This is a genomic window from Bradyrhizobium sp. NBAIM18, from assembly GCF_020193825.1.
GTDB classification, from domain to species: domain Bacteria; phylum Pseudomonadota; class Alphaproteobacteria; order Rhizobiales; family Xanthobacteraceae; genus Bradyrhizobium; species Bradyrhizobium yuanmingense.
In genome coordinates this window covers 13,012-35,935 of record NZ_JADYVO010000026.1, presented here as the reverse complement: position 1 = coordinate 35,935, position 22,924 = coordinate 13,012, and the positions used below count along the sequence as shown (strand labels likewise).

The following is a 22,924-nucleotide window of genomic DNA, read 5'->3' as shown; positions in this document are numbered from 1 at the left end:
CTGAGATTAGATCAACCGCACGCCTGAGATCGCCGACTTCAACCAGCGCAGCGCCTGCGGCGGCTGGGCCGCGAGCGGCGCCACGGCGGCCTTCTCGGTGCGGCACTTCTCGAGCTCGGCGACGAAATCGGCGGACCATTGCTGGATGGTGTGGCCGCGCAGCTTCTTCATCATCGCGTCCCAGCGCATCTTGCGCTCGGTGAGCGGCATCGAGGCCGCGACCGCAATCGCGCGGGCCATGCCGTCGACGTCGTGCGGATTGACCAGCAGCGCGGCATCGAGCTCGTTGGCGGCGCCGGCGAACTTCGACAGCACCAGCACGCCGGGATCGGCGGGGTTTTGCGCGGCGACGTATTCCTTGGCGACGAGGTTCATGCCGTCGTGCAGCGGCGTCACCACGCCGACCTGCGCGGTGCGGTAGAGACCGGCGAGCACGGCCTGGCTGAAGCCTTTGTTCAAATAGCGGATCGGCGTCCAGTCGACCTCGCCGTGGCGGCCGTTGACGTCGGTGACGAGGCGCGCGACCTCGTTCTGGAGATTGCCATAGGCCTCGATGCCGCCGCGCGAGGGATTGGCGATCTGGAGCAGCGAGATGCTGCGCGCAAACTGCGGCTGCTCGGTCCAGAGCCGGTCGAATGCGCTGATTCGGTTGACGAGACCCTTGGAATAGTCGAGCCGGTCGACGCCGATCGCGAGGCGCTCGCCGTTGAGGCTGCGGCGCAGGCGCGACACATCCGGATGCGCGGCCGACTTCGCGGCATAGGCGGCGAACTTCTCCGCATCGATGCCGATCGGGAAAACTTCACAGCGCGTGCGCCCATGCTGCGAGACCACGACCCCGTCCTCGATGGTGAGGCCGAGCTCGGCGCCGACATAGCCGAGGAAGTTCTGCCGATCTTCCTCGGTCTGGAAGCCGAGCAGATCATAGGCCAGCATCGCGGTGATCAGCTCGCGATGGTTGGGTACGCCCTGCATCACAGCAGTGACGGGCCACGGCGTATGCAGGAAGAAGCCGATGGGATCATCGACGCCGAGCTCGCGCAGCTCGGCACCAAGCGCGAGGAAATGATAGTCCTGAACCCAGAACGCAGTCCGGGCTTTGCGGAAACGCATCAAGGCGCGCGCCATGAAGGCGTTGACCTCGCGATAGCTGACATAGTCCTCGCGCGAGACGCGGATCAGGTCGCTGCGCGAATGCAGCGCCGGCCACAGCGCCGAATTGGCAAAGCCTTCGTAGTATCCGCCGTAATGGGCCGCCGGCAGATCCAGCGTCGCAATCGCGCCTGTCCCGAGCGCCTCGATCTCGGCGAACGGCTCCTTCTGGTGGCCATCACGCACCCGGCCGGAGGAACCGACCCAGATCGCACCAGAATGTTCCACAACGGGAAGCAATGCCGCCGCAAGGCCGCCCGTCATGGGCTCGTTGGGTTTGCCGCGGGCGACGCGATTTGAAACGACGATCAAGTTCACAGGTCGTCCCCTCCTGTTCATTCCGCCCCATTTAACTGCCGTTCATCAATATGGTTCCTGATCATCGTTTCAACCAATTGAAACCAAAATCGGGCGTGCGCGTTGGAACTGGTTTCGCTCGTGGAACCCAGTCATTTCGCTGCAAAGACAGCGTTTCCGGTCCTGTTGCGCAGCATGCATTGCAGCGCGCAATGGCGCTGCGATGGAAGCCTTTGTGTCTGCGAGATGACGCTGCCTTGGTTTCACCTGGGATCGAGCAGATGTGCAAGGAACGCACGCACATCCGCCGGCGCATCGAAGTGGCCATTCACGCCCATGGCGCGGCGGCCGACCGAGAACGCCAGCCCGTCCATGTCGGGCATGATCGCGAACACGGTCTCATCGGTGACGTCGTCACCGATGAACAGCGGACGACGTCCTTTGAACGGCGCGCGCTTCATCAACTCGCGCACGCCGCTCGCCTTGGTGAATCCGGAATGCTTGATCTCGCAGACGAACTTGCCCGGCAGCACCTCGATCGGCGCATTGGGCAGATCGGCGCGGATCAGTGAGACGGATTCGTAGATCGCCTTCTCCGCATGCGGCGCCAGGCGGTAATGCAGCGCGAGCGAATAGCCCTTGTCCTCGAGCAGGATTCCAGGGCTGAGCTTGGCGATGGCGGCGAGGCGCCGCTTCAGCTCCTTGTCGAGCGGCGGCGCGTGCAGGGCATCCGCTTCACTGTCCACCGCCAGCCGCATCTCCGCGCCATGACCGGCGACGGCGCGGAACACGTCGGGCGCGAAGATCAGGTCGATGTCGTTGAGCGAGCGGCCGCTGACCAGCGCCAGCGCCCCCGAGGTGCGCTCGGTCAAAGCTTTCAGCGTTTCCGACAGGCCCGGCGGCACCCACACCTCGCGCGGCGTCGGCATCAGCTCAAGCAGCGTGCCATCGATGTCGAGCAGAATGGCGATTTCATCGAGATGCGGCACCAACGCATGCGGCACCGGCACCGTTTCCGGCGTCTCGTCGTCCTCAGGTATGGTGAGCTTCTGGTCCAACGCCATTTCCGCAAGTTCCGATTTCATCAGTCTACTCCATAAAGGCGAGCGGCCGCGCGATGTGTTCGAGCGATTTGCGCTCGGCGGCGACGGCATAGCGCCACGCCACGATCGCAGCCGCGATCATCAGGACGGCCCCCAGCAGATAGCCGGCGAATACGCTGGTGCGCGATCCCGTGTCGATCAGCGCGCCGAACAGCGCCGGCCCGATCACGCCGCCGATGCCGGTGCCGACCGCATAGAACACCGCGATCGCCAGCGCGCGAACCTCGAGGGGAAAGGTCTCGCTGACGGTGAGATAGGCCGCGCTCGCGGCGGGCGAGGCGAAGAAGAAGATCACCATCCAGGCGATGGTCTGCCCCTGCGCGCTCAGGACACCGATCGAGAACAGATAGCCTGATAGCGCCAGCAACAGGCCCGATGCGCCATAGGTGAACGTGATCATGGTGCGGCGTCCCAGCGTATCGAACAGGCGGCCGAGCAGCAGCGGCCCGAGGAAATTGCCGGCCGCGAACGGCAGCAAGTACCAGCCGACGTGGTCGGCCTTGATGCCGTAGAAATCGGTCAGCACCAGCGCGAAGGTGAAGAAGATGGCGTTGTAGAAGAATGCCTGCGCGCTCATCAGAACGAGGCCGACCAATGCGCGCCGGCGATAGACCGAAAACAAGGTGTGGACCACCTCGGGGATCGGCGTGTGATCGCGCATCTTCAGGCGGATCTTGGTGAAGCGTCCGTCGCTCGTATCCTGGTCGTGCCCGATCACCGACCGCTCGATCCCGTCGACGATGGCATGGGCCTCGTCGGGACGACCATGAATCATCAGCCAGCGCGGACTTTCCGGGATCCACATCCGCATCAAGAGAACGACGAGGCCGAGGGCGGCGCCGATCAGATAGGCCAGGCGCCAGCCGAGATCGGGAGCGAATACTGCGGGATCGAGCAGCACGATGGCCGCCACTGCGCCCATCGCAGCCCCGATCCAGAAGCTGCCGTTGATCACGAGATCGGTCCAGCCGCGATAGCGTGCGGGCACCAACTCCTGGATCGTCGAGTTGATCGCTGTGTACTCGCCGCCGATGCCGGCGCCGGTGAGAAAGCGGAACAGCGCGTAGCTCGCGACATCCCATGACAGCGCGGTTGCGGCCGTTGCCGAGAGGTAGAGCGCCAGCGTGATGAAGAACAGCTTCTTGCGGCCGATACGGTCGGTCAGCCAGCCGAAGCCGAGCGCACCGAGCACGGCGCCCGCGAGGTAGGCGGAGTTGGCGATGCCGAGATCGAGATTGGAGAACTGCATCGATGGGCTTTGCTTCAGCGCACCGGAGAGCGCACCCGCAAGCGTCACCTCGAGGCCGTCGAGAATCCAGGTGATGCCCAGCGCGAGCACGACGCGGGTGTGAAAACCGCTCCACGGCAGCGCATCGAGCCGCGAGGGAATGCTGGTCTCGACGATGCGGTCGGTCACGGCCGCCGCCGAGACTACAGGTGCATAGTTCAGCGCTGGGCTCTGCTGCAGTTCCATCGGATTGTTGCGTCTGATCAATGGAAGCGGCCCCGGCTCACATGACGTGGACGGGGTCGATCCGATCATCGGGGTGCGGCATTCTGCCTGCCACCTGCGACAACGTTTGCGAGGGGGCCGGGTTCCCGCGGGAACGCCAGCGAGCACCGCTCGTTTCCGCTGGACCCGCAAGGAGTTGGCGCATGGCTCAGGTCAGAAAGACGACACATTCTCGAAACAGCAGCCCGCGCAAGACGGCACGCAAGGCAAACACCCGGCGGAGCGGGACCGCGCACAAGAGCACCAAACGCGCCACAAGGCGCTGGTCGCAGCGCGTGACGGAGGAGAGCGATGCGCTCGACCTCAAGCAAGGGGTGTTCAAGCTGACCAGCGCGAAGAGGATTGCGGCCTCGCTGAAGCGCTCGGCCGAGCACAGCTCGCGACGCAAGACCGGCGCCTATCGGTCGGCGCTGTCGATGCTGACCTTCTACATCAACCGCGCCGGCAAGACGCTGCCCAAGACGCAGCGCACGCGACTGGAGCGCGCGAAGGTCGAGCTGAAGCGGGCGTTCGGAAGGGAATGAACTCACTCCGCTGTCGTTCCGGACAGCGGAGTGTAAGGCGATAGCGCGGCCCTTCGGGGCCGCGAGCTACAGGAGCAGCGAACCTACGCCGCGCGGATATTCTCCATGAAGCGGTCGAGCTCGGCGCGAAGGCGGGTGCTTTCGCTCGATAGTGTCTTGGCCGAGTTCAGCACCTCTTCCGAGGCCGAGCCGGTCTCGGCGGCGCCGCGGTTGACCTCGCCGATATCGGTGGCCGCGGTCTGGGTGCCCTGCGCCACGGTCTGGACGCTGCGGGCGATCTCCTGCGTGGCCGCGCCCTGCTGCTCCACCGCGCTCGCGATCGAGGTCGAGATCGACGAGATCTGGCCGATCGTCGCGCCGATCTCCTTGATCGCGGCAACCGATTCGGCGGTGGCGCCCTGCATGCCCGTGATGTGCGAAGAGATCTCGTCGGTCGCCTTCGCGGTCTGGCTCGCCAGCGATTTCACCTCGCTCGCCACGACGGCGAAGCCGCGGCCGGCTTCACCGGCGCGGGCGGCCTCGATGGTGGCGTTGAGCGCGAGCAGATTGGTCTGCTCGGCGATGGCGGTGATCAGCTTGACCACCTCGCCGATCTGCTGTGCCGCGTGCGACAGCTTGCCGATGCGGCCGTCGGTCTCCTTGGCCTGCATGACGGCAGCCTCCGCGATGCGGCTGGAATCGCGCACCTGGCGGCCGATCTCCTCGACCGAGGCCGAGAGCTCTTCGGTCGCGGTCGCCACCGACTGCATGTTGGAGGAGGCCTGCTCGGAGACGCCAGCGACCTGGCTCGACAGGCTCTGCGTGGTCTCGGCGGTGCGGGTCAGCGTCGAGGCGGCCGATTCCAGCTGCACGGCCGAGGCCGAGACGTTGGAGACGATGGCGCCGACCGCGCTCTCGAAATCGTCGGCAAAGCGGATCAGTTCGGCGCGGCGGCTTGCGGCCTGCTCGCGGTTCTGCACTTCGCTGGCGGCGGCATCGCGCTCGGCCTTAGCGACGGCCTGGATCTTGAACTCCTCGACCGCGCCGGCCATCTCGCCGATCTCGTCCTTGCGCCCCAGGCCCGGCAGCACGACATCGAAATTGCCCGAGGCCAGCTCGCGCATCGCCTTGCACATCGCGATCATCGGCCGCGAGATGCCGTTGCCGAGCCACAAGGCCAGCACGATGCCGATGGCCAGCCCGCCGAGCGCCATCATCAGCATCAGCTGCTGGGTCTCTACGATCGTCGCATTGGCGCTCGCCTCGATGCGTTGCTGGTCCGCGGTGAGATCCGAACGCAGCTCGGCCGAGAGCTTGAGGATGGTCGCCGCCGTCTTGGTCATCTCGCCGTTCAGCTTGACGATGACCTTCACGTTCTCGGTCAGCTTTGCGAACGAGGTGCGATACTGTTTCAAGAGATCGCCGATCTCCTTGACGCGATCGGTGATCTTCTGGTCGTTCGCGTAGACGGAGACCAGCAGCGTCTCGAGGAACTTGATGCGGGCGATCACGCCGTCGGCGGTCTTCGGCTCCGGCTTGGCGACGAAAGCGCTGACCGAGGTCGAGACCGCCAGATATTGCGAGGTGATGTCCTTGGCCGTGGTCTGCACCGAGGAGAGACCCGCCAGCGCCGCGGTGTCGGCGAGATCGTCGAATTTGAAGCGGATCTTGTTGCCGACACTGTTGAGCTCGTCGGCCGCGATCTTGTTGTTCTCGCGCGTCAGCGTGATGATCTCGCTGAAGACTTTCGTAAAGCTCTGGAACTCGGCCTCGAGCTTGCCGACCTGCTCGCGGCGAGCCGCGCCCGTGGTGGCGGCCATCGACTTGGCGATCGCGCTCTTCAGATTTCCTTCAGCGGCCTTGGCCGCGGTCTCGTCATCGGCCGCGCCGGTCAGGGTATAGGCCCGTGCCAGCCCCTGATAGGCGATCAGCTCGCGATCGACCGTCCGCGCCAGATCGGCTTCCGCTACGCTGGTGCGGTAGGAGGCCACAGCGCCTGCGATCCGCTCGAAGCCGAAATAGGAGAACGCCATGCTGACGGCGAGGATGGCGAGCACCGCCACGAAGCCGAGGATGATTTTTGCGCGAAAACGCAGCGTTGGCAGCTTCGATTGGCGCGACTTCGATTGGCTCGATTTGGACGTGACCGACATTCCCCCACCCCATTCCATTCGCGGAAAACCAGGCGCAGCCGGGAAGCAGCCCGCTTCCCGACTCGTGTGCACGGTAACCGGCAAAGGATAAGCTGCGGTAAACTTTGTGGCGCCGCAACTGGCGGTTAAGTGACGTAGGGATTTGTTAAGCTGCGCTTTACTACGCCGCCCTGATGTTCGCCATGAAGCGGTCGAGCTCGGCGCGAAGGCGGGTGCTTTCGCTCGATAGCGTCTTGGCCGAGTTCAGCACCTCTTCGGAGGCCGAGCCGGTCTCGGCGGCGCCGCGGTTGACCTCGCCGATATCGGTGGCCGCAGTCTGGGTGCCTTGGGCGACGGTCTGGACGCTGCGGGCGATCTCCTGCGTGGCCGCGCCCTGCTGCTCCACCGCGCTCGCAATCGAGGTCGAGATCGACGAGATCTGGCCGATCGTCGCGCCGATCTCCTTGATCGCGGCGACCGATTCGGCGGTGGCGCCCTGCATACCCGTGATGTGCGAGGAGATCTCGTCGGTCGCCTTCGCGGTCTGGCTCGCCAGCGATTTCACCTCGCTCGCAACCACCGCGAAGCCGCGGCCGGCTTCACCCGCGCGGGCGGCCTCGATGGTGGCGTTCAGCGCGAGCAGATTGGTCTGCTCGGCGATGGCGGTGATCAGCTTGACCACCTCGCCGATCTGCTGGGCGGCATGCGACAGCTTGCCGATGCGGCCGTCGGTTTCCTTGGCCTGCATGACGGCAGCCTCTGCGATGCGGCTGGAATCGCGCACCTGGCGGCCGATCTCCTCGACCGAGGCCGAGAGCTCTTCGGTCGCGGTCGCGACCGACTGCATGTTGGAGGAGGCTTGCTCGGAGACGCCAGCGACCTGGCTCGACAGGCTCTGCGTGGTCTCGGCGGTGCGGGTCAGCGTGGAGGCGGCCGATTCCAGCTGCACGGCCGAGGCCGAGACGTTGGAGACGATGGCACCCACCGCGCTCTCGAAATCGTCGGCAAAACGGATCAGCTCGGCGCGGCGGCTTGCGGCCTGCTCGCGGCTCTGCACTTCGCTGGCGGCGGCGTCGCGCTCGGCCTTTGCAACGGCCTGGATCTTGAACTCCTCGACCGCGCTGGCCATCTCGCCGATCTCGTCCTTGCGGCCAAGACCCGGCAGCACGACGTCGAAATTGCCCGAGGCGAGCTCGCGCATCGCCTTGCACATCGCGATCATCGGCCGCGAGATGCCGGTGCCGAGCAGGAAGGCGAGGACCGCGCCTAACAGCGTGCCGCCGACGGCCAGCATCAGCACCAGCTGCTCGGTCTGCCCGATGGTCGCCGCCGACTCCGAATCCAGCCGCTGCTGCTCGGCGACGAGGTCCGCCTTCATGGCGGTGGCGCCTTGCTGGATGGCGCCAGCCGAGCCGCTCATCTCGGTGACGAGGTCATCGACCAGCTTGGCGTTGGCGATCAGCTTCTCCAGCGCCTCGCGATAGGCGCCGAGGATGGACTTGGCCTCTTTCAGGCCAGCGACAATCTTGTCGTCCATGGAATAGACCGCGCCCAGCGAGTTCTCGACGAATTTCAGCCGCGCCAGGGCGCTGTTCGCGATCGCCTGATCGGAGGTCAGCACGAACTGGGTGGCTGCAGCGCTTGCGGTCTGGAATTGGGCGTTGACCTGCTTGGTGCCAAACTCGATTGCCTGCGCTTCGGCGTCGGAGGCGTTGTTGCCGATGTCGTCGAGCTTGTACTTCAGAAGATTGGCTTGGCGCTGGAGCTGGTTCTGCACCAGCAGCGCGCTGTCGCGCTTGGCCTGGAGCACCTTAGCGAAGGTTGCGGAGAAGTTGGAAAACTCCTTGGCGAGCTTGCCGAGGCTTTCCTGCCGCGCGGGCTTGGTGGCGGCCTTGACGGCCTGGTCGATGGCGTTCTTCAGGCTGGCCTCGGCATCGAGCGCCGCCTTGGCGTCGTCTTCCTTACCGGTGACGACGAAATATTTGGCGGCCGAACGATAGGCGAGCAGCTCACGGTCGATATTGCGGGCGAGATCGGCCTCCGACACGCTGCTGCGGTAGGATCCGACCCCGGCGGCGACCCGCTCGAAGCCGAAATAGGAAAACGCCATGCTGCCGGCGGAGATCACCAGCACGGCGGCGAAGCCGAGGATGATCTTTGCGCGGAACTTGAGGGTCGAAAATGGTGAACGCTTAGACGGCGATGCGGTACGCCCGGACATTCCCAACCCCCAGCTCATGTTCTTGCAGCATTCTGCGGCCCGGAAGCAGCCCGCTCCGAACCATGCGCAAAATTAGGGCAGAATCCTCAAGGGGTGGTAAATCCGTCCGGGCCTGCGGGGAGCGGGTGCCGTGTTGCGGCGACCTGCAAAACGCCCTACTCTCGAATACTTATCAGGCACTTGTCAGGTACTTGGCGTTAGACCAAGCCTCGAGGGAGAAACGGAGTGGGGCAAACCGATTTCCGGTTTGGCGGTGCGTCGGGCGTTGCCGTGGCCAAGTCGAAGGCCGCGAGCGTCGATGAGGCCGTGGCCGAGCTGGCCGCCCGGCTCCCGTCCGACGGGCTGGCGCTGATCCTGGTGTTCGTCTCCCCCAGCTACGATCCCGATCGCTTCATCGCGGAGATCAGCCGCCAATTCGACGACACCCAAGTCTGCGGCTGTACCACCGCGGGCGAGCTTGCTCCTGACGGCTGGGACGAGAACAGCGTCGTGGCGCTGGCGTTCAGCCGCGCCGACTTTTCCGCGGTGGTGCGCCCCATCTTCAACCTCGACAGCTTCCGCGTCGAGGACGGCCGCAGGATCGGCGGCGAGCTCCGGCACGAGCTGTTGCGGGCGACGCCGCAGGTCGAGCGCGGCAGTCCCTTCGGCCTGGTGCTGATCGACGGCCTGTGCCGCCGTGAAGAAGCGGTGATGTCCGCGATTTATGCATCGCTGGACGATATTCCGGTCGTCGGCGGGTCGGCGGGCGACGGGCTGCGCTTCGAGAAGACGTTCGTGTTCTGCGACGGCAAGGCCCACAGCAATGCCGCCCTCTTGATCCTGCTGAACACCTCGTTGCCGTTCCGCGTCTTCAAGTGCGACAATTTCGAGCCGCAGGCGCAGAAGATGGTGGTGACCGAGGCCGACATCGAAAACCGCACGGTCCGGGAGCTGAACGCAGAGCCTGCTGCGCAGGAATATTCGCGCGTGGTCGGCATCATGGACGCCAAGCTCGATCCGTTCTCCTTCGCCTCGCATCCGGTCCTGGTCCGCGTCGGCGGCGCCTATTACGCGCGCTCGATCCAGCGCGTCGAGCCGGACGGCTCCTTGCATTTCTTCTGCGCCATCGACGAAGGCATGGTGCTGACCGCCGCGACCTCGCGCAGCCTGGTCGGCGCGGCCCGCGAGACGTTCGCCGACATCCGCGACCAGATCGGAGACGTCTCGCTCTATATCGGCTTCGAATGCCTGCTCCGCCGGCTCGATGCCGAGCAGCATCAGCTCGCCCGCGACATGTCGGAACTGTACCGGCAGAACCGCGTCGTCGGCTTTCACACCTACGGCGAGCAGTTCGGTTCCATGCATGTGAACCAGACCTTCACGGGGGTTGCGATCGGAAGGCGCCCGTCGTGACGGACATGGGGCAGGGCCCCGAGGCGGTCGACCAGCTCAGGCGCGAAGCCGCCAAGCTAAGGAAGATCAATGCCGCACTGATGTCGCGCGTCGAGCGCTCGATGGACCAGCAGCTCAACGCCTTTTCATTGTTCGAAACCGCCATCGCGCTCGACCACAAGGTTCGCGACCGGACGCACCAATTGCGCGAGGCGCTGCATTCGGTCGAGCGCGCCAATGAGGGACTCTACCGCGCCAAGCAGCAGGCGGAGGCGGCGAGCTCGCTGAAATCCTCGGTGCTGATCTCGGTCACCCACGATCTGTTGCAGCCGCTCAACGCGGCGCGCCTGACCCTGTCCGCACTGACGGAGATGATGGAGTCGCAGGAAGCGGGCGTGCTGATCGACCAGGCGAGCCGCTCGCTGGTGATGCTGGAGGACCTGCTGCGCTCGCTGCTGGAGATCGCCAAGCTCGATTCCGGCGCGCTCAAGCCCGACGTGCGCGCGATCGCGCTGGCCCCCCTGTTCGAGCAGCTCCGCAACGAGTTCGAGCCGATCGCCGCGCGGCAAGGCCTGTCCTTGCGCATCCGCACCTCTCGGCTCGCGGTGATGTCGGATGCGATGATGCTGCGGCGGATCCTGCAGAACCTTCTCGCCAATGCCATTCGCTATACCCGCAGCGGCGGCGTCGTGATGGGATGCCGGCCGCGCGGCGGACGGATCTGCGTCCAGGTCTCCGACACCGGACCCGGGATTGCGCAGGCGCAGCAGGAGGCGATCTTCCGCGAATTCCAGCGCGGCGATGCCAATGCGGCCGACCAGGCCGGCTTCGGGCTCGGCCTCTCCATCGTTCGCCGCTTCGCCAGCGAGCTCGGGCACGAGGTGTGGCTGTCGTCGCAGCTCGGCAGGGGATCGACCTTCACCCTGGAGCTGGAGCCGGCCGACCTCGCTGAAGTCGCCGACGAGGTGCAGGAGGTCGAGCCCGCCGCGCGTCACTACGATTACAGCGGGCTCGAAGGCGCCAAGATCCTGCTGATCGAGAACGATCCGAACGGCTCGGAGGCGATGGCCGCGCTGCTGGAGGGATGGGGCTGCGACGTCGCGACCACGCGATCGGGTGCGGACGCGCTCGTGCGCCTCAGCGAGCTCGGCGGCGCGCCCGATGTCGTGATCGCGGACCTCCATCTCGACCACGGCGAAAGCGGCCTGTCGGCCATCGCCGACGTGCGGGAGCATTTGGAGCTCGACACGCCCGCCATGATCATCACCGCCGACTATTCCGAACAGGCGGCGAAGCAGGCGAGCCTGCAGGGCCTCGAAGTGCTGAAGAAGCCGATCAAGCCGGCCGAGATGCGGGCGCTGCTGTCGTTCCTGCTGAGCTGAAGCGCGGATGATCTTCGCCTCGTCTTCCTCGCGGCGGGGCTATCGGACGTAGCCAAGACAAAAATGTCGAAAACAACCCCATGCAAAGTAGACAGGGGCCTGTCACTCCTCCTTCATCGCCTTGATTAGATTGTCGCGGAGCTTGACGACGCTTTTCTGCAGCCGCGCGAACTCATCGGGCTTTAGTCCGCTCGACTTCACGAGATTCATGTGCATGCCTTTCTCGCGGAGGCGTCGGCCGGCGTCGGTGAGACTGACGCGCACCTGCCGCTCGTCGGCGGGATCGCGCTGGCGGCGCAAATAGCCCGCCGCCTCGAGCTTTTTGAGGATCGGCGTCAGGGTGTTGGATTCCAGGAACATCTTGTCGCCGAGTTCGCTGACGGTTTGGTCGTCCTGCTCCCACAGCGCCACGATCGCGATCCACTGGGGGTAGGTTAGGCCGAGCTCATCGAGGCCCGGCTTGTACGCTCGTCCGTAGGCGAGGTTGGCCGAATAGATCGCGAAGCACAGGAAATCGTCGAGGCGCCGGTCGCCCTCGGCCGGTTTCGGCTGATTGGTCGTTGAATCATCTCTGGAATCGTCTCTGAATTCGGCTCTGGGACCGTTCTTCAGACTCATGGGGGGCCCTCTCCAACACGGACATGTGAAACTCCGCGTGCATATATATCGTGTCCGATTAAATCGGAAGGTTGACATTGAGGCTCCAAGGTCCTTTATATCGCGTACACGATTATATCGTAAACGCTATAATTCAGGAGAGAAGCAATGCCTGCCCCTGATGCAAATGAGACCACCCAAGCGCCAACGATCGACATGAAGCTCGAAGTCGTCGTCATCCCTGTTTCGGACGTCGATCGCGCCAAGAAGTTCTATGCGAACCTCGGATGGCGGCTCGATGCCGATTTCGCCGGGCCTGACGACTACCGCGTCATCCAGTTCACACCTCCCGGCTCCCCCTCCTCGGTCATTTTCGGCAAGAACGTGACCGCGGCGGAGCCCGGCTCCGCCCAGGGTCTGTACCTGATCGTCTCCGACATTGAAGCCGCGCGAGACGATCTGCGCGGTCGCGGCGTCGAGGTCAGCGAAATCTTCCACGCTGAAGGCGACGTGCACACCGGACCCGACGAGCCTTATCTGTTCGGGCGCCGTCGGATTGCTGGTCTGGATCCCGCACGCGCCAGCTATCGCTCGTACGTCTCGTTCAACGATCCCGATGGCAACGGCTGGCTGTTCCAGGAGATCACCACGCGATTGCCGGGACGCGTAGAGGCAGCAGGAACAACATTCACCTCCTCGTCCGAGTTCGCGAGCGCGCTCCGACGTGCGGCTGCGGCACACGGCGAGCACGAGAAGCGGAACGGCGGTCAGTACGATGCGAACTGGCCGGACTGGTACGCCGACTACATCGCTCGCGAGCAAGCCGGCCAGCCGCTACCGGCTTGAACCGCGGCTCGCCTCGTTCCGACGACTGACGCCGGACTATCCTGAGGGCGGATCGGCCTGCGAACGCTCCCCCTTCAGGCCGGCGCCTTCGCCGGCCAGGGTCGCGAAATCGATCCGAGACATTTCGACGATGGCCTTGGTGCGGCTGAGCACGTTGAGCTTGCGCAGGATGTCGGAGACGTGGACCTTCACCGTGGTCTCGGAGATGTTCAGCTCGAAGGCGATCTGCTTGTTCTGCAGGCCGCGCTTGAGCATTTCGAGCACGCGCAATTGCTGCGGCGTCAGCTCGTGCAGGCGTTTCAGCAGATCCTGCGCGGGGCCGGCGGCGCGTTGCGGGCGGACCAGGGCGCGATAGGCGGCAGGGACACAGACCGCGCCGCGCAGCACCTCGCCGATCGAATGCGCCAGCTCCTGCTTGGAGGACGATTTGAGGATGTAGCCGGAGACGCCGAGCGACAAGGCGCCGGCCACAATCTGCGGATCCTGATGCCCTGATACGATGACGACGGGAATCCTGGGGAAAGCCTTGCGGATGCGGATGATGCCTGAAAGGCCCGTGGTGCCCGGCATCGACAGATCGAGCAGAATAAGGTCGAGCTCGGCAGCCGCCGCGGCCTGCTCGAGCGCACCGTCGATCGACGTCGCCTGAAGGATCTCGGCCGCCGGCGCCGCCATCTGGAGCGCGCCCTCGAGGGCCTCGCGAAACAACGGATGGTCTTCGACGATCAGAAATCGCATCACGCGTGAGCCATTCCTGGTTGATTGGCCAGATGATCGACGGGTTCGACGCCGAAACGAGAATGTCGCAGCCGGACCAGACCGGCTTGATTCAGATCAAGCGGGACATTGCGCGTCATTGCGGCCGCCCGCGGTCGGCCCGCGCATAAGGCCGGGCCTTGGGATCCGGCAGGTCCACCTTGCCGATCTCGATGATCGCCTTGTTGCGGCTGAACAGGCCGAGCTTGCGCAGAATTTCGGTGATATGCGCCTTCACCGTGGATTCGGCGAGTTGAAGCTCCTGGCCGATCTGCCGGTTCGGATAGCCGCGCCGCAGCAGATCGAGCACGCGAAGCTGCTGCGGCGTGAGCTCGCGCAGCTTGACCTCGAGCGCCTTGCTGGCCTCGGCCCGGCGCCGCTGCGACGTTGCCACGAAATCCTTCGGCACCGACACCGATCCGTTCAGCACGCCCTCGATCGACTGCGCCAGCTCGCGCTTCGACAGCGACTTCGGCAGAAAACCCGCGGCCCCGAGCTCCAGCGCCTCGCGGACGACGCGCTGGTCCTCCTCGCTCGACACGATGGCGACGGGCAGGCGCGGATGGGCCTCGCGCAAGCGCAGAAAGCCGGAGAAGCCGGTCGCATCCGGCAGCAGGAGGTCGAGCAGGGCGAGGTCGATGCCCTCGCCCTGCTCGGCCGTCAGGATGTGAAGGGCGTCCTCGATCGACATCGCTTCGACAATCCGCGCCTCCGGCAAGGCCAGCCGCACCGCATTACCGAGGGCCTCGCGAAACAGCGGATGATCGTCGATGATCAGGAAGCTGGTCATGGCGCCTTCACAGGACTGCACCGCCGAATGCTGCACCGTACGGGCATCCGCCGCCGTAGCGGAAGAGGCGGACCCATCCGGCATCAATCCGGCACCGGGATGGCGCCGGATGAACGCTACCACATCCTCCCGATCGGGTTCGGTCAAGACCGTTCAATCGTTCGATTCGACCTGGACCGTCAGCAGGTAGGAATAGATGCTGTTGAACTGGTCCTCGGTATAGACCTCCTTCCAGGCCGGCATGCCCTTGTTCGGCCGTCCCTCCTGCACGGTCGTCAAATATTTCTCGCGCATCTCGTCGCCGTAGCGGTGACGCAGCAGCCGCAGATCGATCTTGCGCTCGCTCTGGATCGCATCGGGACCGTGGCAGTGCGCGCAGGTTCCGTTGAAGATCTCCTTGCCCGCGCCGACGGCCTCAAGGCCCGGCGCGACCGCATCGCCCTTAGTCTCGGTCGCCACGACATTGGCGACCTGGGCGACACCGGCTCCGCTTCCCGTGCCGGTCGTCACCGGCGCCGGCGCCGCGCCGAAGCGAACCGGCGCGCCGCCCGGCAAACCGTATTTCACGGCGAGCTCGCCGATCTTGCCTTGAAGCTGCGGCAGCACCGCATTGACGCGGTCGCGCAGCTCGGTCGAGGCCTTGGCAAAGCCGATGGCGGCGTCCCATGACAGCCCCTCGCCCTCGGTGAGCTCGATCTGGTAGCGGCCGTTATAGCTGGTCTTGTTGAGCCAGCCGGCGACCGGTCCCCAGATGAAGGCGACGTCGGCCCGGCCCTGGTCGAGCGCCTGCATGCCTTCCTCGGGCGACAGCACCGTCACTTTCTGGATGTCGTCGCGGCTCGCGAGCAGATTTTGCGGCGTGCTGGCGAACTGCACGGCGACGCGCTTGCCCTTGAGGCCGTCGATGCCGCCGATCGCCGCGCCCTTCGCAGATTCCTTGGCGGCGACGAGCGCATAGCCTTCCTTGGCGAAAGTGTCGGAGAAGATCACGGCTGGACCCATGAAATCCTCGGACCTGGGCAACCCGATCATGGCGTCGCATTGCTTGCCGAGCAGCGTGACGCGCACGGTGCGCTTGCCGAAATAGGATTTGTACCAGTCATAGGCGATCGGCCGGCCGAGCGCCTGCGCCAGGGCTTGGCCGATCTCGACGTAGAAGCCCGGCTTCGACGAGCTGTCGCTCGAGAATGGAAGGTTGGTCGGATCGGCGCAGAGACGGAACGGCTGCGCCTCGTCGGCCTGCAGCGGCGAGGCCGGAACGATCAGCGCCGCGGCGGCACATGCGAGCAGGGCTGCGATGGCGCGATGTCGGCTCGCACCGGTGGCGGAATGATTCGAACGCATCCTCGTCTCCCTTGGCGTTGCGCTTGGCGTTGGCCTTGTTGCGCCGGAGCTTGTTGGGCCAGGCGCGGCGGCACCAGGCACCGCCCGATGCCGCAGCTAAAGTCCGGAGAAAGCGCGCGCGTATCCCGTCACCTCGAGGATACGCGCGCGAGTTGTCACTGGACGGAGAACACGAAGAGCGAACCGCCCTCGGGGGCTGCGGCTGTCATCTTCTTTCCTACCTCGCCCAGGAACGCAGGCAGCGCAGCGGTGCGGCCGACGACGATGGCGACATATTGCTTGCCGTCGACCTGATAGGTCACCGGGCCTGCGCCGATGCCGGAGCCGAGATTCTTGCTCCACAGGACCTTGCCGGACTTCGCATCGATGGCGCGGAAGTCGCCATGGATGTTGCCGGCAAACACGAGCCCGCCGCCGGTGGTCAGCGTGCCGCCGTTGAAGGGCAGGTCTTCCTTGATCGACCAGACCTTCTTCTGCGCGACCGGATCCCAGGCGACGAGCTCGCCGAGGAAGCCGCCGGGGCCTTCCTTGGTCGGGAATTCGGCGCCGAGATAGAACACGCCGCGCTTGTAGGTGACGTCGCTGACCGACCAGTCCATGCAGACGTTGTTGGACGGGATGTAGACCAGGCCGGTCTGCGGGTTGAACGACATCGGCTGCCAGTTCTTGCCGCCGATCAGGTTCGGGCAGATGTCCTTGGCGGGATGGTCCGGCCCGGGACGCTTGTCGGGATCCTCGACCGCGCGCATCGTGGCGACATCCCACTTCTTGGCCCAGTTGGAGAACACGTATTTCTCCGCCGACAACACCTTGCCGGTCTCACGGTTGGCGACGAAGAAGAAGCCGTTGCGGTCGGCCTTCATCAGCGCCGGAACGGTGCTGCCGCCGATCTTGAGATCCGCGAGCACGGCTTCGTTGACGCCGTCATAGTCCCAGGCGTCGGCCGGCGTGGTCTGGATGTGCCACTTGATCTTGCCGGTGTTGGGATCGAGCGCGAGCGTCGAGGCGGTGTAGAGGTTGGTCAGCTTTCCGAAATTGCCGTCGCCGGTCGAACGCACCGCCGTGTTCCACGGGGCGGGATTGCTGGTGCCCCAATAGACCGTGTCGGTCTTCTGATCGTAGGAGCCGACCAGCCAGGCCGCGCCGCCGCCATGCTGGGCGGAGTCGCCCTTCCAGGAATCGCCGCCGGGCTCGTCGGGCGAAGGAACGGTGTAGGTCTGCCACACCTGCTTGCCGGTGTTGATGTCGAAGGCCAGCAGCGCGCCGCGCACGCCGTATTCGCCGCCGCCGAAACCAGTGATGACCTTGTCGCGCACGACGAGCGGCGGCGAGGTGATGACCGAGCCCTGCTTGTAGTCGACCACCTTCGCCGTCCACAGCGACTTGCCGGCCGCGGCATCAAGCGCGGTCAGCTTGCCGTCGAGGCGGCCGACGAAGATCTTGCCGTCGGCGTAGGAGACGCCGCGGCTGTTCACGTCGCAGCAGGCGTATTGCAGCACGTCCTCGGGAATATCGGGCTCCCAAGTCCATTTGCGCTGCCCCGTCGCCGCATCGAGCGCATAGACGTATTTCGGACCCCACGAGCTCGAAACGTACAGCGTGTTGCCGATGACGATCGGCGAGGATTCGTTCGAACGCAATGACGCCAGCGAGAAGGAGTAAGCGAGCGTCAGCTTCCCGGCGTTCTCGGTGTTGATCTGCTTGAGCGGGCTGAAGCGCGTGTTGCCGTAATCGTGGCCGGCAACGGCCCATTGATTCGAATCGGATTGCGCCTTGAGCACCGAGTCGTTGGCGCGAACGCCCGATGTAACGGCGGCGAGCATCGCAATCATGGAGATGCCGGCCAAGAAGCCCTTCGTTCCAAAGGTCATGTATTCCCTCCGCGATGTTGTTGTGCACGCCTCGTTGGGCGCCTGAGCGCGTCTGCGCTCGTGATGCGCAGTTCACCTGCGAGCCATCGTTCGAAATTACAGCATCGGCTTTTCGCGCTTAGTATAGGCGGAAGGTAGTAGTGCAAATCATTGGCGGCTTTCGCCGCTCATCTCGTTGTCCGGACTTGCGTCTTGCCCTTGTTTTGCAGCTTGAAATGCGCATTCGAATGAAGGCGGCATCGCGCATCAATCACGATGATGGCGCTACCACGCCGGCAAAACTCTCGAAGAAGCTCGCGGCGAGTTTTCGCGACGTCGAGTCGATCAATCGCGAGCCGAGCTGCGCGAGCTTGCCGCCGATCTGCGCATCGGCCTCGTAGTGCAGGATGGTGACATCAGGGGCTTCTTCCTCCAGCCTGACCTTCGCGCCGCCCTTGGCAAAGCCGGCGACGCCGCCGGTGCCTTCGCCGACGATGCGATAGCCGTTGGGCGCATCGACATCGGTCAGCGTCACCTTGCCGCTGAACGTCGCCTTCACCGGACCGACCTTCAGCACCACGGTCGCCGTCATCTCGGTCGGCGACGCCATCTCGAGCGATTGGCAGCCGGGAATGCAGCGCCTGAGAATCTCGGGATCGTTGAGCGCAGCCCAGACCTTTGCCTTCGACGCCGGGATCCGCTGACTGTCGTTCATCTGCATCGCTTCCACCCTTGTTGCCGTTGCCTGTACGGCTCGACTAGGGGGACGGGCGGCTGCGTTCAATCGCCAGGAAGTACTAGGCGCGATTGGCCCGCCGGCCTCGCCCCGGAGCATGATTTCGCTGCATTGCCGTAAGCAAAATCAATGGCTTAAGTCGTCTCGTCCTACTACCAAGATCGCGATTACAAAGGCGGGGGCGCATGCTCCTATTCGCGCAACGAGCACGGCATTCAAGGGAGGAACGACGCACGACCGGGCCCAGGTCCAGGGGCAAGCGGCGAGATGACCACGGCACGCGCGACCAGCTCACGCGCCTATTGCGGCGGCAGCCGAGCACGCCATCGCAGATGCTAGCTGCGACTTTCCGTGTGTCTCCCACAATGTCGCAGCACGTGATGGCGGCGGCACGAGACGTCGTGGCCGAATCGCACATCGGCGACCGTCATCACGATGACCCTTCCATGACCGCGGTCAGCAAAAACCCAGTTGCAAAGTTTCGTTTGCGCTGTCTCTAATTAGAACCAATCAAAATCACTTTGGGAGGACTTCAAGTGTCTACAGTCAAACTGACGGTCAACGGCAAGGCCGTTGCTGTCGATGTCGAGGACCGCACGCTGCTGGTCCAGCTCCTGCGCGATCACCTCAACCTGACCGGGACCCATGTCGGCTGCGACACCAGCCAGTGCGGCGCCTGCGTCGTGCACATGGACGGCCGCGCGGTGAAATCCTGCACCATGCTGGCGGGGCAGGCCGACGGCACCAGCGTCACCACGATCGAGGGCATCGCCAAGGGCGACGAACTGCACCCGATGCAGGCCGCCTTCCGCGACAATCACGGCCTGCAGTGCGGCTATTGCACCCCGGGCATGATCATGTCGGCGATCGACATCGTGCACCGCCACAGTGGACAGCTCGACGAGGCGACCGTCCGCACCGAACTCGAAGGCAATATCTGCCGCTGCACCGGCTATCACAACATCGTCAAGGCGGTGCTGGACGCCGCCGGACGCATGAAGGTCTCGCAGGCGGCCGAGTAAGCGGCGCGCCTCGAAACAAGAACCACCATCGCAGCCGTCGATGGACGGCGCGGTCAAGCAAATTTCCGGTCGGGAGGACCAGACATGGGTGTTGAAGGCATCGGCGCACGCGTCGTGCGCAAGGAAGACAAGCGTTTCATTACCGGCAAGGGCCGTTACGTCGACGACATCAAGTTGACGGGCATGACCCATGCCTATTTCATCCGCAGCCCGCACGCGCACGCCAAGGTCAAGAAGATCGATTCGTCCGCGGCGCTGAAGATGCCGGGCGTGGTCGCGGTGCTCACCGGACAGCAGCTGGTCGACGACAAGGTCGGCAACCTGATCTGCGGCTGGGCCATCACCTCCAAGGACGGCACCCCGATGAAGATGGGCGCATGGCCGGCGATGGCGCCGGAGACGGTGCGCTTCGTCGGACAGGCAGTTGCCGTCGTGATCGCCGAAAGCAAAAATCTCGCGCGCGACGCGGCGGAAGCCGTCGTGGTCGACTACGAGGAGCTTCCCGCGGTCGCCGACATGCACGCCGCCATCAAGCCCGGCGCGCCGCAGCTTCATCCCGAGGCACCCGGCAACCAGGTCTATGACTGGGTGATCGGCGACGAGGGCGCGGTGAGTGCCGCCTTCTCGAAAGCCGCCAATGTGGTGAAGCTCGACGTCACCAACAACCGCCTTGCGCCGAATGCGATGGAGCCGCGCGCGGCGATCGCCGATTACGACACAGCCGAGGAGCACTTCACCCTCTACACGACGTCGCAGAACCCGCACGTCGCGCGTCTCGTGCTGTCGGCGTTCTACAACATCGCCCCCGAGCACAAGCTGCGCGTGATCGCGCCCGACGTCGGCGGCGGCTTCGGCTCCAAGATCTTCATCTATCCCGAGGAGATGGTGGCGCTGTGGGCCTCGAAGAAGGTCGGCCGTCCCGTCAAGTGGACCGGCGACCGCACCGAAGCCTTCCTCACCGACGCGCATGGCCGCGATCACATCACCCATGCCGAGATGGCCTTCGACGCCAACAACAAGATCATCGGCCTCAAGGTGAAGACCTACGCCAATTTCGGCGCCTACATGTCGCTGTTCTCGTCCTCGGTGCCGACCTATCTCTACGCGACGCTGCTGTCGGGCCAGTACAACATCCCGGCGATCCATGCCGAGGTGATCGGGGTCTACACCAACACCACGCCGGTCGACGCCTATCGCGGCGCGGGCCGGCCCGAGGCGAGCTATCTGATCGAACGGTTGATGGAGACGGCGGCGCGGCAGCTGAACGTCGATCCGGCCCAGTTGCGGCGGACCAACTTCATCACCCAGTTCCCGCACCAGACGCCTGTCATCATGGCCTACGACACTGGCGACTTCAACGCTTCGCTCGACGCGGCGATGAAGGCGATCGACTATGCCGGCTTCCCTGCCCGCAAGGCCAAGGCGAAGGCCGACGGCAAGCTGCGCGGCATCGGCGTGTCCTGCTACATCGAGGCCTGCGGCATCGCGCCGTCGAAGGCGGTCGGCAGCCTGGGCGCCGGCGTCGGCTTGTGGGAATCGGCCGAGGTGCGCGTCAACCCCGTCGGCACCATCGAGATCCTCACCGGCTCGCACAGCCACGGCCAGGGTCACGAGACCACGTTCTGCCAGCTCGTCGCGGAGCGCCTGGGCGTTCCGATCAGCCAGGTCTCGATCGTCCATGGCGACACCGACAAGGTGCAGTTCGGCATGGGCACCTACGGCTCGCGCTCGGCGGCCGTCGGCCTCACCGCGATCCTGAAGGCGATGGAGAAGATGGAATCCAAGGCCAAGAAGATCGCCGCGCATGCGCTGGAAGCGTCGGAGGCCGACATCGTCATCGAGAACGGCGAGTTCAAGGTGACAGGCACCGACAAGGCGATCGCCCTGCCGATGGTCGCGCTCGCGGCCTATACGGCGCACAACCTGCCTGACGGGATGGAGCCGGGCCTGAAGGAGAGCGCCTTCTACGACCCGACCAACTTCACCTTCCCGGCCGGCGCCTATATCTGCGAGCTCGAGGTCGATCCCGGCACCGGCAAGACCTCCTTCGTCAACTTCGTCGCGGCCGACGATTTCGGCCGGCTGATCAACCCGATGATCGTCGAGGGCCAGGTCCATGGCGGCCTCGTGCAGGGCATCGGGCAGGCGTTGCTCGAGCATGCGATCTATGATGCCAACGGCCAGCCGGTCACGGCCTCGTTCATGGATTACGCCATGCCGCGAGCCGACGACGTGCCGTCGTTCAACCTGTCCCACACCACGACGCTCTGCCCGGGCAATCCCTTGGGCATCAAGGGTTGCGGTGAGGCCGGCGCGATCGGCGCATCGGCGGCCGTGATCAACGCGATCACGGATGCGATCGGCAAGAACAACCTGGAAATGCCCGCAACCCCGGACCGGGTGTGGCGCACGATCCACGCGGCTTAAGGGAGGACCGAAGATGTACCAGACCACCTATCATCGCGCCTCCTCGGTCGACGAAGCCGCCAGCCTGTTCGCCAAGGGCAGCGAGTCGAAGTTCCTCGCTGGCGGTCAGACGCTGCTGCCGGTCATGAAGCAGCGCCTCGCAGGTCCCTCCGACGTCATCGACCTCGGCAGGATCAAGGAGCTGCAGGGCGTCGAGCTGTCGGGCGACACGCTGACCATCAAAGCGGCGACGACCTATTACGACATCATGACGAATGCCGATGTGAAGCAGGCGATCCCTGCGATCGCCTATCTCACCTCGGTGCTCGGCGACCCCGCCGTGCGTTATCGCGGCACGATCGGCGGCTCGATCGCCAACAACGATCCGGCTGCGGATTTCCCGGCAGCGCTGCTCGCGCTCGGCGCCACCGTGAAGACCAACAAGCGGTCGATTGCGGCGGATGATTTCTTTCAGGGCCTGTTCACGACGGCGCTGGAAGACGGCGAGATCATCACCGCCGTGTCATTCCCGGTGCCGGCGAAGGCAGGCTACGAGAAGATGCGGCATCCGGCCTCGCGCTTCGCGCTCACCGGCGTGTTCGTGGCGCAGACCAAATCGGGCGAGGTTCGGGTCGCCGCCACCGGCGCCTCGCAAACCGGCGTGATGCGGGTGGGCGCGATCGAAGCGGCGCTGAAGGCGAACTGGTCGCCATCGGCGATCGACAGCGTGACAATTTCGGCGAATGGATTGCTGGCCGACATCCACGGCACGGCGGAATATCGCGCCAATCTGATCAAGGTGATGGCACAACGCGCGGTCGCCGCCGCGGGCTGAACTTAGCGTCTCCACGCAAATTTTCCGCGGCGCGCACTTCGGTGCGCGCCGTTTTATTTTGGCCGTGC

18 protein-coding genes are annotated in these 22,924 nt (G+C 64.9%); 7 read left to right on the top strand and 11 right to left on the bottom strand.

What is annotated here, in order from left to right; genetic code table 11:
* Positions 1-6: 6 nt before the first annotated feature.
* The 3 genes from I6F17_RS33355 to I6F17_RS33345 form a co-directional block, all read right to left on the bottom strand.
* The gene (locus I6F17_RS33355) at positions 7-1,470 is read right to left on the bottom strand and encodes a trehalose-6-phosphate synthase (protein WP_057030182.1); all 1,464 of its coding nucleotides are present in this window, start codon (positions 1,468-1,470) and stop codon (positions 7-9) included.
* 242 nt (positions 1,471-1,712) lie between these two features.
* Positions 1,713-2,534: a trehalose-phosphatase gene (gene otsB / locus I6F17_RS33350; RefSeq protein ID WP_225131853.1), complete on the bottom strand. Its 822-nt coding sequence runs from the start codon at positions 2,532-2,534 to the stop codon at positions 1,713-1,715.
* A 4-nt stretch (positions 2,535-2,538) separates the two neighbouring features.
* A complete protein-coding gene (locus I6F17_RS33345) occupies positions 2,539-4,026 on the bottom strand; it encodes an MFS transporter (protein ID WP_036026149.1) in 1,488 nt (495 codons plus the stop codon).
* 182 nt (positions 4,027-4,208) lie between these two features.
* On the opposite strand from I6F17_RS33345, the gene I6F17_RS33340 reads away from it, so the two are divergent.
* Positions 4,209-4,589 carry a DUF3175 domain-containing protein gene (locus I6F17_RS33340; protein WP_128265462.1) on the top strand — a complete coding sequence of 127 codons (381 nt, stop codon included), beginning with the start codon at positions 4,209-4,211 and terminating at the stop codon, positions 4,587-4,589.
* Positions 4,590-4,672: 83 nt separating this feature from the next.
* Here I6F17_RS33340 and I6F17_RS33335 read toward each other — a convergent pair whose 3' ends face one another.
* Both I6F17_RS33335 and I6F17_RS33330 read right to left on the bottom strand, forming a co-directional pair.
* Positions 4,673-6,721, bottom strand: coding sequence for a HAMP domain-containing methyl-accepting chemotaxis protein (locus I6F17_RS33335; RefSeq protein ID WP_225131854.1), 2,049 nt, complete (start codon positions 6,719-6,721; stop codon positions 4,673-4,675).
* A gap of 160 nt (positions 6,722-6,881) precedes the next feature.
* On the bottom strand, positions 6,882-8,921 hold the full coding sequence (locus I6F17_RS33330) for a methyl-accepting chemotaxis protein (protein WP_225131855.1): 2,040 nt from the start codon (positions 8,919-8,921) through the stop codon (positions 6,882-6,884).
* A 225-nt stretch (positions 8,922-9,146) separates the two neighbouring features.
* Here I6F17_RS33330 and I6F17_RS33325 point away from each other — a divergent pair, with 225 nt between their 5' ends.
* Together I6F17_RS33325 and I6F17_RS33320 are read left to right on the top strand one after the other, a co-directional pair.
* Positions 9,147-10,313 carry an FIST N-terminal domain-containing protein gene (locus I6F17_RS33325; protein ID WP_225131856.1) on the top strand — a complete coding sequence of 389 codons (1,167 nt, stop codon included), beginning with the start codon at positions 9,147-9,149 and terminating at the stop codon, positions 10,311-10,313.
* 5 nt (positions 10,314-10,318) lie between these two features.
* Entirely contained in the window at positions 10,319-11,674 is a 1,356-nt protein-coding gene (locus I6F17_RS33320) for a hybrid sensor histidine kinase/response regulator (protein WP_225131869.1), read from the top strand.
* Between the two features lie 102 nt (positions 11,675-11,776).
* Here the strand turns inward: I6F17_RS33320 and I6F17_RS33315 are convergent, their stop codons facing one another.
* A complete protein-coding gene (locus I6F17_RS33315) occupies positions 11,777-12,292 on the bottom strand; it encodes a MarR family transcriptional regulator (protein WP_225131857.1) in 516 nt (171 codons plus the stop codon).
* Positions 12,293-12,439: 147 nt separating this feature from the next.
* Between I6F17_RS33315 and I6F17_RS33310 the strand changes: the two genes are divergently transcribed.
* Positions 12,440-13,117 carry a VOC family protein gene (locus I6F17_RS33310; protein ID WP_225131858.1) on the top strand — a complete coding sequence of 226 codons (678 nt, stop codon included), beginning with the start codon at positions 12,440-12,442 and terminating at the stop codon, positions 13,115-13,117.
* 36 nt (positions 13,118-13,153) lie between these two features.
* Here I6F17_RS33310 and I6F17_RS33305 read toward each other — a convergent pair whose 3' ends face one another.
* The 5 genes from I6F17_RS33305 to I6F17_RS33285 all read right to left on the bottom strand — a co-directional run bounded on the left by I6F17_RS33305 (position 13,154) and on the right by I6F17_RS33285 (position 18,572).
* Positions 13,154-13,855 (bottom strand): response regulator transcription factor, encoded by a 702-nt coding sequence (locus tag I6F17_RS33305; RefSeq protein ID WP_225131870.1) that lies wholly within the window; start codon positions 13,853-13,855, stop codon positions 13,154-13,156.
* A 115-nt stretch (positions 13,856-13,970) separates the two neighbouring features.
* Entirely contained in the window at positions 13,971-14,663 is a 693-nt protein-coding gene (locus I6F17_RS33300; RefSeq protein WP_036016149.1) for a response regulator transcription factor, read from the bottom strand.
* 153 nt (positions 14,664-14,816) lie between these two features.
* The gene (locus tag I6F17_RS33295) at positions 14,817-16,007 is read right to left on the bottom strand and encodes a transporter substrate-binding domain-containing protein (protein ID WP_225131859.1); all 1,191 of its coding nucleotides are present in this window, start codon (positions 16,005-16,007) and stop codon (positions 14,817-14,819) included.
* Positions 16,008-16,162: 155 nt separating this feature from the next.
* Positions 16,163-17,878, bottom strand: coding sequence for a PQQ-dependent methanol/ethanol family dehydrogenase (locus I6F17_RS33290; RefSeq protein WP_225131860.1), 1,716 nt, complete (start codon positions 17,876-17,878; stop codon positions 16,163-16,165).
* Positions 17,879-18,128: 250 nt separating this feature from the next.
* Positions 18,129-18,572, bottom strand: coding sequence for a carbon monoxide dehydrogenase subunit G (locus I6F17_RS33285; RefSeq protein WP_225131861.1), 444 nt, complete (start codon positions 18,570-18,572; stop codon positions 18,129-18,131).
* Positions 18,573-19,129: 557 nt separating this feature from the next.
* Between I6F17_RS33285 and I6F17_RS33280 the strand changes: the two genes are divergently transcribed.
* The 3 genes from I6F17_RS33280 (at position 19,130) to I6F17_RS33270 (ending at position 22,856) form a co-directional block, all read left to right on the top strand.
* Positions 19,130-19,615 (top strand): (2Fe-2S)-binding protein, encoded by a 486-nt coding sequence (locus tag I6F17_RS33280; protein WP_225131862.1) that lies wholly within the window; start codon positions 19,130-19,132, stop codon positions 19,613-19,615.
* Between the two features lie 84 nt (positions 19,616-19,699).
* The gene (locus I6F17_RS33275) at positions 19,700-22,042 is read left to right on the top strand and encodes a xanthine dehydrogenase family protein molybdopterin-binding subunit (protein ID WP_225131863.1); all 2,343 of its coding nucleotides are present in this window, start codon (positions 19,700-19,702) and stop codon (positions 22,040-22,042) included.
* A 13-nt stretch (positions 22,043-22,055) separates the two neighbouring features.
* On the top strand, positions 22,056-22,856 hold the full coding sequence (locus I6F17_RS33270) for a xanthine dehydrogenase family protein subunit M (protein WP_225131864.1): 801 nt from the start codon (positions 22,056-22,058) through the stop codon (positions 22,854-22,856).
* The last annotated feature ends 68 nt before the right edge of the window (positions 22,857-22,924 follow it).